The sequence below is a fragment of the Glaciimonas sp. PAMC28666 genome (genome assembly GCF_016917355.1).
Taxonomy (GTDB): domain Bacteria; phylum Pseudomonadota; class Gammaproteobacteria; order Burkholderiales; family Burkholderiaceae_D; genus Glaciimonas.
Genome location: NZ_CP070304.1, coordinates 18010 through 31681, shown reverse-complemented (window position 1 = coordinate 31681; position 13672 = coordinate 18010). Strand labels below are relative to the sequence as shown.

The window sequence follows — 13672 nt, the reverse complement described above, 5'->3', positions numbered from 1 at the left end:
CTTGCGTGGCGGAGCGGCTAAGCTTTATCGGGGTTTGCTGACTTAGGCGTGTTGGAAAAGCGTTGCCAGACGCGCGAATATAAGGACAGCCGGACATGAGGGAGCCTTCCGCGAGGGGTATGTGGACGATCGATGTAATCGGAGAAATAAAGAACGTTGCGCTAATCTTAAGCGAAAATGAATGCCATTAGCGTTGAGAAGTTTCTGAAAATAGCAGACGATTTTAATTTCATCTTTTAAAGTGTCATCAGAAATGGCGTTCGCTCGGAATGTCGAGCGCATGAAATTTTTCACGTAAAAATAACAGCAAAGCGCGGAGCACGGGGGAGGTGCTGCTACGTTCCGGATACACCATGTTGAGCGGTGTTTCTTCGCCGACGTAATGATCCAACAGGGTTACCAATCGTCCTTCCGCCAGATCTTGTCTGACATCGAGCCATGATTTATAAGCGATTCCTAATCCGGCAATCGCCCACTCACGCGCAATTGCCGCATCATCTGTCATGCGATCACCGCTGACCTTAATTACGATGGCATTTTTCCCGGTATGAAAGCGCCAATTGTTAAACAATCCCCGCTCAAGGTAAAACAACAAGCAGTTATGTTCGGCCAGCTCTTTTGGCGTCGTCGGGGTGCCATGTTGCGCCAGATACGTGGGTGAAGCCACCACCACGCGCCGACTTGCTGCTAACGGTTGTGAAATTAACGTCGAGTCATCGAGTTTGCCATACCGAAAAGCCACGTCAATCGGCGCGCTGAACAAGTCAATGATGCGGTCTGAAAACTGAAGGGCCAGGGTGACCTTCGGATAGGTTTTTTGAAATGCATTGAGCCACGGGAGCAGGACATTTCTTCCCACGTCGGCGGGCATCGATAACCGCAAATGCCCTTTTATTTCTCCATCGCTACGTAACTGCGCCTCGCCCTGATTGAGTAGTGTTAACGCTTGTCGGCCATATTCCAAAAATAGCGTGCCCTCCGGTGTCAACCGGAGACTGCGGGTAGAGCGGGCAAATAACCGGGTGTTCAGGTGTAACTCAAGCCGTTTCAGGCTGGCGCTCGCAGTGGCGGGCACCAGATCGAGCTGGCGCGCCGCCTTGGAAAGGCTACCCAGATCAGCCGTGAGAATAAAAAGTTGTATGTCGCCCAGTGAGTACATGACGGAACCATTATCAAATTATTTTTTAAAGTAATTCAAATAATAGGCTATTTATAAAATAATTCAAACAGGGATAATAAAGTAGCAGCGATTGAGCACTCTTAATAAAGACAGCATCAGGCACCATAAGTGCACCGTTCACGGTCGCGCTTGAATTGTAAAACCGACATCAATTATCATCACTAACAGGAGCACGCATGAAAGCCGTCGCATTAACTCGCTACCTACCCATCGATCATCCTGAGTCCATGCTGGATGTCACGTTGACGAAGCCGACGCCGCAAGGGCGTGATTTGCTGGTCGAAATCAAAGCGATTGCCGTTAATCCGGTCGATACCAAAGTGCGCGCACCAAAGGATAAGGTTGAAGAAACGCCGCGCGTGTTGGGCTGGGACGCGGCTGGCATAGTGCAAGCGATTGGTCCTGACGTTACCCAGTTTAAGGTCGGCGATAAGGTATTTTATGCTGGCGATATTACGCGGCCCGGCACCAATAGCGAATTTCAATTGGTTGATGAGCGCATCGTCGGGACCATGGCTGTCTCGCAGTCGTTTGAACAAGCCGCAGCGCTGCCGCTGACCGCCATCACCGCATGGGAAGCCTTATTCGAACGTTTGAAAGTCACCACACCGCCGCACGCGATTCCCCGGAAATCGATCCTGATTATCGGCGGAGCAGGTGGAGTCGGTTCGATTGCGATTCAATTGGCTGCCAAAGTAGCTGGTTTAACGGTGATTGCTACTGCATCACGCCCGGAGTCGGAAAAGTGGGTGCGCGCACTGGGCGCGCAATATGTGATTAGCCATTATGGCGATCTGCAGGCGCAGTTGAAGGAACAGGGCTTTGATAGCGTCGATCACGTCCTGATTCTCAATGACACCGATCAGCATTTCCCTGCGGCTGCGGCAATTATCGCTCCTCAAGGGATGATTTGCAGCATCGTTGAAAATGCCGCGCCGTTGAATCTCAGTCTGCTTAAATCGAAAAGCGCTGGCTTCGTGTGGGAATTCATGTTCACCCGTTCGATGTATCAGACCCCGGATATGCAGGAACAGGGCAATCTGCTTAATGAAATTGCGCGATTGATTGATAGCAAAATCCTCGTGACAACGGTTGGTGAGGTACTGACGCCGATCAATGCGGCCAATCTGCGGAAAGCACATGCGGCGTTGGAGACCGGTCGTACAATTGGCAAAATAGTATTGAAAGATTTTTAAGCGCCCGTTTTACATTGTTAAATATTTATTTGGCAATTATTTCGACAGGTAATTGGGTAACTTATAAGTAACGCATCAGGCGAATTGGAGTCATGGTACGAAAATCCTCCATAACGGGGGATTTCGTCTTGTGATTCGATTAACGGCAAAATAGGATTTTCCGGATCGAATGCCGCGTCGCTTAAGGCATGGTTGTATAATGGCGGCTTCTGATTTAACCCGCGGCCTCTAGCTGCACAACCCCTTCATATCGCCATGTTGATTTTGCCGGGTTCTAATGCCCTTCCTGCTTTCCGCTCCCAACGTCTTTTATCTCAATTACAACTGATTGATGCCAATATCATCGGCGTTACCGGTCGTTATGATCATTTTGTCGATGCTGTCGTCGTTTTGGGGCCTGACGACCTGGCGCGTTTGCACGCGCTGTTGACCTATGGCGATCCTTTCGAGGGAACCGGCGGCGGCGAAGAATTTATCGTCATTCCCCGATTTGGTACGATTTCGCCATGGGCCAGCAAGGCCACCGACATTGCCCGCAATTGCGGAATGGCGAACATCAAGCGCATCGAACGCGGCATTGCGTATCAGGTGCACCTGAAGTCCGGTCTGCTGGGCGGGGTAAAAAAACTCAGCGACGACGGTGTTCTGGCGATTGCAGCACTGTTGCACGACCGCATGACGGAAACTGTGTTGCGTGACGCCGCAGCGGCCAGCGCATTGTTCCGCGAGTTGGAAGCGATGCCATTGGCCTCTATTGATATTCTGGCAGGCGGCAAGGCGGCGCTTGAAAGCGCGAATAGCGCCCTCGGCCTGGCTTTGTCTGATGATGAAATCGATTATTTGATGGCCGCGTTCACCCGTGCAGAACGCAACCCGACCGATGTCGAATTGATGATGTTTGCGCAGGCCAACAGCGAGCATTGTCGCCATAAGATTTTTAATGCGGACTGGACGATTGATGGTCAGACGCAAGACAAGTCATTGTTTGCGATGATCAAGAATACCCACGAATTGCATCCGCAAGGCACCGTCGTTGCCTATAGCGACAATTCGTCGATCATTGAAGGTGCCACCGTTTCGCGCTTTTATCCACGCGGTGCGGCCAACGGTAATGTGTACGAAGCGACGGATGAGCTAACCCACATCCTGATGAAAGTCGAAACGCATAACCATCCGACGGCCATTTCTCCTTTCCCTGGCGCCTCTACCGGAGCCGGTGGTGAAATCCGCGATGAAGGTGCAACCGGTCGCGGCGCGAAGCCTAAAGCGGGTTTGACTGGTTTCACCGTTTCCAATCTGCTGCTTCCAGACGCCAGTCAGGCGTGGGAAAATGCAACAGATGTGACGCTTGCGGCTAAATCTGCGGAAGCTGCCGCGGCTGCCGACACTGCGGTGTATGGCAAACCGGACCGCATCGCCTCACCGTTGCAGATTATGATCGATGGCCCATTGGGTGGTGCAGCGTTCAACAACGAATTCGGCCGTCCTATATTGGGTGGTTACTTCCGTACTTATGAACAGAACGTCGCTGGAACCGTGCATGGCTATCATAAGCCAATCATGATTGCTGGCGGTATCGGTAGCATCTCGGACAAACACACGTTTAAAAATGCATTGCCGGTCGGCAGTCTGCTGATTCAATTGGGTGGCCCCGGTATGCGTATCGGTATGGGCGGGAGCGCGGCGTCATCAATGGCGACCGGCACCAATACCGCCGATCTGGATTTTGACTCGGTTCAACGTGGCAATCCTGAAATGGAACGGCGCGCGCAAGAGGTGATTAACGCCTGTTGGTCGATGGGCGATACCAATCCTATTTTGTCGATCCATGACGTTGGCGCTGGTGGCTTGTCGAATGCTTTTCCGGAAATCACCAACGACGCCAAGCGCGGCGCGATTTTTGATTTGCGTAAGGTACCGCTCGAAGAGAGCGGCATGGCACCGAAGGAAATCTGGAGTAATGAATCGCAAGAGCGTTATGTGATGGCGATTGCACCGGAAAGTCTGCCGCTGTTTGAATATTTCTGTCAGCGTGAGCGTTGTTTGTTTGCCGTAGTCGGGACCGCGACGGAAGAGCGTCAATTGAAGGTGATTGACCCGCAGCACAATAACAATCCGGTTGATATGCCGATGGATGTGTTGCTCGGAAAACCGCCGAAGATGCACCGCGATGTGCAGCGACTACCGATCAGTTTGCCTGCGGTCGATCTGACCGGCCTGGATTTGCTGGAAGTGTCCCAACGCGTCTTGAAACTGCCAACGGTGGCTGATAAGTCATTCTTGATTACGATCGGCGACCGTACTGTCGGTGCGACCTCGGTGCGGGATCAGATGGTTGGCCCATGGCAAATTCCAGTGGCGGATTGCGCCGTGACCAGCATGAGCTTTGAAGGTTATCTGGGCGAAGCGATGTCCATGGGCGAACGCACGCCACTGGCCGTGATCAATGCCGCTGCGTCGGGCCGCATGGCGGTCGGCGAAGCGTTGACCAACATTGCCGCCGCGCCGATAGCGAGCATTTCAGATATCAAATTGTCGGCCAACTGGATGGCGGCTTGCGGTCAACCCGGTCAGGACGCCGCGCTGTTTGATACGGTCAAAGCCGTTGGTATGGAATTGTGTCCGGCGCTTGGCATCAGTATTCCGGTCGGCAAGGATTCATTGTCCATGCGCACCACGTGGAAGGACGATGCGAAGCATAAGTCGGTCACCTCTCCGGTGTCCTTGATTGTTTCCGCGTTTGCACCGGTCACCGATGTGCGGCGTGTTCTTACGCCGCAGTTACGTACCGACCTCGGTAACACCGCCCTGATCTTTATTGACCTCGGACGCGGCAAAAACCGCATGGGTGCCTCAGCGCTGACGCAGGTAATGCAGCAGATCGGTAACGAAACCCCGGATGTCGATAGCGCCGATGATCTGAAAGCCTTCTTCAACGCCATTCAGCAGCTTAATAGCGAAGATAAGTTGTTGGCTTATCATGATCGATCGGACGGCGGCTTATTTACCACCTTATGTGAAATGGCGTTCGCCGGTCATACCGGCTTTTCAGTCAATCTCGATATCCTGACGATGGAAAGCGGGCACGGCGCTGATTGGGGTGATTCGAAGAACTGGGCGGGTCAAGTATCGGAACGCCGCAATGAAATGACGTTACGCGCCTTGTTTAGTGAAGAGTTGGGTGCTGTGATTCAGGTCCGCGCCGAAGAAAAGTCGGACGTGATGAATGTGTTACGAACGTATAATCTTGGCGCTTGCAGCCATATCATCGGCAAGCCGGATGCCCGCGATGTGATCGAATTTACCCGCGATGCAAAAGTTATCTACAGCCAGTCACGGATTGCGTTGCAGCGTTTATGGAGTGAAACCAGCTGGCGGATTGCCCGTCTGCGTGATAATCCTGCCAGCGCCGACGCTGAGTATGATCGCATTCTGGACGTGCTTGATCCTGGTATCACACCAAAAATCACTTTCGATTTACAGCACGACGTGGCGGCACCGTTCATCAATCTCGGCGCAAAACCACGCGTTGCCATTTTGCGTGAGCAGGGCGTCAATTCGCACATTGAAACCGCTTACGTCATGCACAAGTCTGGCTTTACAGCCGTTGATGTCCACATGAGTGACCTGATTGCAGGGCGCGTTAGTCTTAAGGATTTTAAAGCGTTTATTGCGGTCGGCGGCTTCTCTTACGGCGACGTATTGGGTGCGGGCGAAGGATGGGCGAAGACAATTTTGTTTAATAATTCGTTGGCAGACCAGTTCTCGACGTTCTTCAATCGCAACGATACATTTGCTCTGGGTATTTGCAACGGCTGCCAGATGATTGCCAATCTGAAGAGCATCATTCCCGGCGCGCAAGCGTGGCCTAAATTTACGCGGAATAAATCGGAGAAGTTTGAAGGTCGCTTTTCGATGGTACAAATCGAAGAATCGCCATCGATTTTCTTGCAGGGCATGGCAGGTACGCAAACCGCGATTGCGGTTGCGCATGGCGAGGGCTTTGCAGACTTCTCGCAAACCGGTGATATCAATCAGGCGCTGGTCGGTATGCGTTTTGTGGATAATCAAGGGCAGGTGAGCGAAGCGTATCCGTACAATCCTAACGGCTCACCGCAAGGGATCACCGCGGTCACCACCGCAGACGGCCGCTTTAACGCGATCATGCCACACGCTGAGCGCGTCTTCCGTAGCGTGCAGCAATCGTGGCATCCCGATAGTTGGGGTGAAGATTCTCCATGGATGCGCATGTTCCGTAATGCGCGGACCTGGGTTGGTTAAAAGAAAGGGGCTTTGGTCGCTATCAGCGATGATCCGAAGTCCCACTTGAAATAAGAATACAGTAGGGCGGAAGGCGGCATGCTTATCCGCCCTATTTAGTCTAGATTGAATAGAAACTGGAGTAACACCATGACAATGACATACGAAGAATATCTGGATGAAGTCACGACGGTATTGACCGAAAAGTATGACCTGATTGATGCCGCGGCGATCAAGCACGTCATGCGTGCACAGGCGGCCGATTTCTTTACTTTGCACGACGATCACGCGGAATTGCGTACTAAAGAAAATGCGGCCCTTGATGCCATCAAGATTTTTGAGCAAAGAAACAAGTCACGGCCGGAGGCATTTCACGGTAGGTCTAAAACTCCGGTTAAATGATGGCGTAACTGAGACGGGCATCAACTTTATACACTGGTGCCGGTGTTTGATGCAGTTGTGGGCGCCATTAAACGGCTCATCAGCGGCTCATCAGCGGCTCGTTTTGCATAGCGTTTTACCAGCCGCGATTCACCATTCACCATGCACCATTCGCCTCCTCGGGCACGATTCTCTCGTTCTGTGGCACCAGCGACCAGCGTTTCCATACTCGTTTGGGCCACCCGCACCGCCTCCCATTCCTTCTCGCCCTTTAACGACATAATTAGCGCCCCAGGTACACTCAAATACTGCCTCAAGCATTAGCGTGTCTTACCGTACCTTTGCGTGTTTCCCTTTCAGCTACACAATTAAATACAGCATAATTGCCAGGCCATGACCTGTTGGTAATCCATAAAGTCAGCGTCAGCAGTCTTCGTACCGAATCTTATGACGAGGTGATGTGCGATTTTCTAATGCGTCTTCTTGCGCCCATAGCGATAGATTCTTGATATTAAAACCGGCCCAACGGGTCTGATGTTTGCCATCGGCTGGCGTTTGCACTGCGATCACTATCCCTCAGGAATGCTAGCGGCAACCTGTAGAAGTTACTTTGTAGCGTTTTTGTGTATCTGGCCGAACGAAAAACTGAAAAAATACGCGCATACATCTGCCCGAAAGCCTTCTACGGTCGCTCCGGCCGGATAGTCGTTGGTTTTTTTCCGTAACAGCATAAGGATTTTTCTATGCAACACGTTTCCTCCGTTTCGCCAACTTCTGCCGCGAACGTCACTTTCATGCCCGCATTTGTTCAGGAGAAAAAACTATGTTCCGGCCTGCAGTCGTTCGTAGAAAAGTTGGAGCAAGGGGGACCACTCAACCTGACAGAGCAGAAGCTGTATTTGTACCTCAACACAACGCTTGAGATCTGTACCGAGGAGACTCGGCTAAGTACCAAATCGATGGCGTTGTATGGGGAACAGGGTCTTGCCTTTTTGTACGATCCCAGAAATTTTCAGGAATCATGTGATGAGTGGGGCATTAATCATCTGGATAACTATGTCGAGGTCCATGTACTGCCTGACGTCAATACGCCAGAGGTCACTAAGAATGGCGTGATTGTGGCGGGCTCGATTACCGAAGCGCTGTTGATCGTTGTCGATGACCGAAATCCCGGTGATATTTGTGCGGCGCATATTGACGGTAGGAACGCCAAAATTATTCGGCAACTAAAACAAGACCCGTACAACGAATTCGAAACAAGATATAAACAGCTGAAGCAACAGACTAAAAATTGGGAGGACGAGAAGCCAAAATTTGACTTGAGGCAGGATGCCATCAGTCCTGCATGTGCCACGCTATTTGAGGCGGCAGATTATACGGTTGACCGGCTTGTACAAAAAAGCGTCGCAACCAAAGCATATCACTATAGTTCGGCAACAATCGATGGCGCGTTGCGCAGATTCTGCGATCTGGCCGGAATGACAAATCTACCGGTATGGTCAACTTTGGTTGAATCGGTATCGCCGCTGGCGCAAGGCTTGGTGTCGTTATTGTTGTTCGATCAGTCCCGTCGTTTGCTACCGAACGGTAATAGGGAAGCCTGGCAATCATTAAAGGAAAAGCTCGAACGCCTGATTGTTCCGGCGATGGCGGGCACGCTGTTTCAAATTCACTCAGACGATGCGCGAGACGATGCGCTGCTGGCAGTCTTCCAGAAATGGGGAGTGAATGGGCTTGTGACGTTGGGGCAATCCTTAATGGATAGTTTGCTGCAATTACCGCAAGCCTATCTTTGGATTACCGATGCACTGAATATAAACCGACCAGCCTGCATAGTGTCAGTGTGGGACACGGTGCATAAACATATCGATGCTCAATGTCCGAGTTACTTACCCTCGATTCTGGGTGTATTGTCGGTAGCGTACCTGGCGCATAACATTGCAAGGAATCGGTCGCCTACCGCTCCCCGGTCTCTCTCAATTGCTGCAATTCCTGGCCTCATTAGCGCGATAATCGACGCGTACGACCAGACTTCTGCAGAGTTACAATCTGCGCTGGAATCAGCGCAGGATCCACACAATCCCTACGGCTGGAGCAGAGAGCCACGGCGGGCCTTTTTTAAAACAAAAGAAGGGCGGGAGTTATACGCCAAAACCAATCAGGAAAGCATAAATACCAGAACTTTGGAAGCGCAGTTGAAGGACCGGAAAGAAAACTTTGTTGTTTCCAGATTCAAGGAGAATTCGGCATTCAGGACGAGCGGGCGTGCACCTGATAATTTGCCCCGCGTTCCTGCGTTCTCAACGCGATTCAGTAACCAAACGGACCGTCAGCCACGCAGCGCCCCAATCACCATCATGCAGCAGTTGGTTGACGACGATGCGGCGGGTACGAGCGAAAAATACGGTAGTTTTGGAATTCCGGGAGCCTCTGCGCATTCGATAATGCGCGTCATTAGCGCTGCAGAGAAAGTGGGATCTCTTACGGCATCCATTGCAAATATCACCCTGTTAGCGGAGGACGCCGATGCAAAAAAGCCAATTGTGAATGGAACGAATGCCGTTCTGCGTAGAGAAGTAAAGCCCGATAAGGGCGTTGCAGTTCAGGCCGCCGTGCAATACACCTTTCCTTTGAAGAGTGAGGTATATCAAATATTAGATCGTCGTGTGAGGGACGCACTTCTATTTGTTGAAGCGGATTATATAGTGAATAACCCTGATCCTGAAACCAACATTGTTGCGGTTTCCGTGGAAAATGCAGGAGCTATACCCGAGCGATATATGGAAGACTATCGGCTTGTTTACGAGAACCGCGCAAACACCGATTTAAACGAGGTGATTGACCATGCAAGGAAGCGGGCCGGACTATCCAAAGAAAGCGGCGATCAGGGTTGGGAGGTGCCGGATTTTGCAACCTCGATTGTGGAGGACTTACTCGCAGGCACTATAAAGTTAAGGGAGATGGGTCTGACTGGAGCGCTGATGGATGTGCTTCCCTTAGTCTTTAGTGCCACCCCTCCGATGCATGCAAAGGTCGAAGCGGGATTGAAAGACCGGTTGGTGAATGTGTTGGAAGCACGGATTGATCAATATGATTTTTCCGGCTTCGCCGAAGAAGTATTTTTGGCGGCACATAAAAAAGTACTGAATATGATTTCTCGAAAGATGGCGCATTATGTCAGTTGGTATGATGCCATGCGTAACGGTGTGACAGGAGAGGCGCCATTTTTGAGCGAGAAATCAACATATGACCTTTGGTATACCGATAAAGGGCAGCGTGAAGTCTTGAAGGCGCTGGAACAGGCAAGCTTTAAACGGATAGATAGGATTATCAGCAGCTGCCTGGAAATCTTAAAACCGGGCGCACAATTAGTTAAGAAGAGTGATGTCGATGTCGCTGGAATCAAATATAACGACTCTGTGCAGGCGGTCGTTGCTTATTTTAAGCATTGTGATTTCAAGGCCTTGATGGATGCGTTCATAGCGGAAGAGTTAAATAAAATACCCAATCTAAAAGGTAAAAAGCCTGACGATACCATCATCGCTCGCGCGAGTTCAATCGGCAGTATTCATGGTGCTCCCTATCGATTTAGCTTTAGGGAGGTGGGTATGGGAGCTGTTTTTAAAAAAAAAGCTGAGCTTGGTTTGGGCGTCTTGCAATTTGATGGTCCCGAGCCATTTGGTGCCGACAGGCTGCAGCGCTATCCTGAACTGGCCGCTCTGCCGGGGAAGCTTGAGAAATATATGGGAGAGCAGGCCCAGCGCATTAAGACAGACCCGCGATTGAAGCATATTTTGTCTGAATATCAGGATTTGTCGATTAGAACAACGCTTGAGGCTATCAAGCAAGCATTGGCTGGAACAACACTTGAAAAAGTCAAAAAACAATTTCATGTATATCAGCCAGCTGTAGACAACTTCATCAATGCACACGAACCGCCGCTGCTGTTGGCGTTGGGCGAACATTCCTTGTCAAACGTGGTCGCTTTCAAAGGAACAGACGGCACCTATCTGGCGGCTTCGATACAAAAAGCTGACGCTATAATTCTTCCACCCGATTACAACGAGTCTGAATGGCCTCTAGCCACCAAGCAGTGGCTACAGGAGCACTTGCCTGCGGAGAAACAGAATGCAATGTTCGTAGATGTTGCTTTTTCTCGTCTGCCAGTTATGCGTCTTGATGGATTTGCTGTTTTTGTATCATCAGTAACACCCCCGATTCGCTTTCAACGCGACATTCATTACAGGGATCGTCTGTGCGAGAGGTTCGCGTCAAAAATGAAGTCCGATGCTGATACCTTTATAAAAACCGGCACTGAAAATGATTTGAGGAGCATGGTTAATTTTATGACCTACTTTTCTGCAGCGATTGCAATCCTTTCACCTCTTACAGCAATGGGGCGGCTCATTCCGCTTGTAATGGGGACGGCAGCAAATACCGCAGCAGAGATTGCAGATTTCTATAACGCGAATAGTCGTGACGAAAAGACTGCTGCTTTCTGGGGGGTAGTGGCTAGTTTATTGGTTGGGATAGCGGGGGAAAGGATAGGCGTCACGCAACTTTTGAAGGTGCCGTTAAGGGCAGGTGTGGTACACGCCTTAAGAGAACGTTTGATGAAACAGCTTGCCATGGAATCGGTCCGAGACGGCACAAAAGGGATCAAAAAGCTTGTGCTTGCCGAGGTAAGCCTTAACCTCAAAAATACCGCCTATAGGAAAGAAGAAAATAGCCTCAACGATGGCATATCCGGGCATATTTACAAGTTAGATGAGGCGCATGTCATCAAGGATTATAAGAGGACTACAAGAACTCATAATGCGCCGGAGCATCAGAAATATGCTGCGCAACCTCAAGTGAAAACATTGGCCCAGGCTGACATGTTGGTTAATGCGAATAGAAATGCAGTGGGCCTTAATCGTCTTTACGGGCCGGATTTTGCCACGGTTATTGTGCGCCAGGAGGAGCTGATCTATAGCAAATTCGTATCTGTGAAAATGAACGTGGTACCAGGGAACTCATTGTCATGGTTATTAAAAAATCGGGATATGAAGAACCTTGCAGCCATGCTGTATAGCTTTAACCCGCTGGCAATTGATCGTGTGATCGAGGACGTACTGAAGGATCTTAAAAAAAATGGCGTTCAGCATAACGATATTAATGCGGCCAATGTGATCTATGACGGGAAAGAAATTAAATTCAGATTAATCGATTTCGATAATGCGGAAATTAATAGTCTGGGTGAAGAATTGTCCGACACGCAGGTTGACGTTATGCGCTTAACATTGCACGCGAAGGTTGCACAGTTCAAGCGAGATGTGGACGCATTAGGAAAGGCAAAAAGGGCTTCTGATAAAAACCGGATGATTCTCGCATCGGAAGAAAATAATAGTCGGAAAGTCGAAAATATTTTAGCTGCGATGAACAACGTAAGCGTTAAGGCATCCGATGCATCCTGGGATTACGTCATAAATTTGTTATTGGATAAAAAATATATTACTGATGTGCTCGGGGGACACGTTAAAAGGGTGGCTCACAGGGCATCAAAAGGCGGGATTTTGCCTGAAGTTCTTCTGGATTCATCCAAAAAAATAGAAAACATGAATGAGTTGGTGCGGGTTGAACCTGGTAAGTTACTGGCATTTTGGAACGAACGAAATCAACTTTTCCATGTGATGATTAGTGTTGGCAAGGGCAAGTTCGCCGGCATAAAAAACGATGCGTTGAACGAAAAATTTGGCTCAGATAAGCAAGTTCTGGTGGCCGAAGAGTTTGGCGGTTTTGACGCAGCTGGTGTGTTGCGCATGCATTCCGCAAATGCACCGCCGCTGACAGTGTATGCAGGGGATACCGAAAGTCTGACGGCCTTGATCTCTCTACCGCTAGAAATTGTAAACCGGACCACGTCGCTTTTTGGTTTGGATTCGCATTTCTCAATAGATGCAGAAAAAGCGCATTTGTTTCTTAAGGCGCATGGCAGCCCTTTTAATCTTAATGACATGAATGGTGAAGAGGTCAGCCATGCGATTCGCGCCCTTGCGTATAGAGAAAATATCGATTTGGATCTGATCACGAGGGTGACCATCAATAGCAGTTTTAGCGGCTTTGGTGGTGACCTCTCCATTGCACAAACAATCGCCAGTCTGATGAACGTGAAAGTGAAAGCGGCACCGTTTGAAACTAGCAATCATGGCGTCAGTAATAGATTGATGTGGTTCAAGGAATTTCACCCGCAGAAGAATGTTGAAATGGCCGCGATGGTCAAACGTAGTCAGGCTCTGCGTGTAGCTTCAGAAAAAATACTCAGTATTCGCAGCCGGCTCAGGGAGGCTAGCCTCCCGGCGAAGGTATCTCAGAAGGCCGATGCATTGGAAAATTTTGTTTATGATTTTGTCCGCTTGACAGAAGCACGCGGTAAAGGAAATACGGGAAATTACAAGGTGCTTGAAATTGCACGGAAATATGATTTAACCGATGTAGAAATGATGGCTTTGCAAGGCTCTGTGGATAACATCGCTGGTAGATTACATGATTTCGAAGAGTGGTTGCTGCATTTTATGGATCAGATTTATTCGGTAAAAAAACTGCAAATGACCTTCGAGGCATTAGCGGGCTTCAATGTCTGACAGTTTGGTCGGGGCGCATTGGTCGTCGCTTC

The 13672-nt window shown here is 49.9% G+C and carries 6 protein-coding genes; 4 read left to right on the top strand and 2 right to left on the bottom strand.

All coding sequences use genetic code 11. The features are described from left to right. Positions 1-247 precede the first annotated feature (247 nt). Entirely contained in the window at positions 248-1159 is a 912-nt protein-coding gene (locus tag JQN73_RS00070) for a LysR family transcriptional regulator (protein ID WP_205321096.1), read from the bottom strand. 197 nt (positions 1160-1356) lie between these two features. On the opposite strand from JQN73_RS00070, the gene JQN73_RS00065 reads away from it, so the two are divergent. The 3 genes from JQN73_RS00065 to JQN73_RS00055 all read left to right on the top strand — a co-directional run bounded on the left by JQN73_RS00065 (position 1357) and on the right by JQN73_RS00055 (position 7038). Beyond that, complete coding sequence (locus JQN73_RS00065) at positions 1357-2376, top strand: zinc-binding alcohol dehydrogenase family protein (RefSeq protein WP_205321095.1); 1020 nt, start codon at positions 1357-1359, stop codon at positions 2374-2376. A 255-nt stretch (positions 2377-2631) separates the two neighbouring features. Continuing rightward, entirely contained in the window at positions 2632-6657 is a 4026-nt protein-coding gene (purL, locus tag JQN73_RS00060; RefSeq protein WP_205321094.1) for a phosphoribosylformylglycinamidine synthase, read from the top strand. A 129-nt stretch (positions 6658-6786) separates the two neighbouring features. Next, a complete protein-coding gene (locus JQN73_RS00055) occupies positions 6787-7038 on the top strand; it encodes a hypothetical protein (protein ID WP_370551284.1) in 252 nt (83 codons plus the stop codon). Between the two features lie 26 nt (positions 7039-7064). Here the strand turns inward: JQN73_RS00055 and JQN73_RS00050 are convergent, their stop codons facing one another. Then, entirely contained in the window at positions 7065-7298 is a 234-nt protein-coding gene (locus JQN73_RS00050; RefSeq protein ID WP_205321093.1) for a hypothetical protein, read from the bottom strand. A gap of 462 nt (positions 7299-7760) precedes the next feature. On the opposite strand from JQN73_RS00050, the gene JQN73_RS00045 reads away from it, so the two are divergent. Then, complete coding sequence (locus JQN73_RS00045) at positions 7761-13640, top strand: hypothetical protein (protein ID WP_205321092.1); 5880 nt, start codon at positions 7761-7763, stop codon at positions 13638-13640. Positions 13641-13672 lie beyond the last annotated feature (32 nt).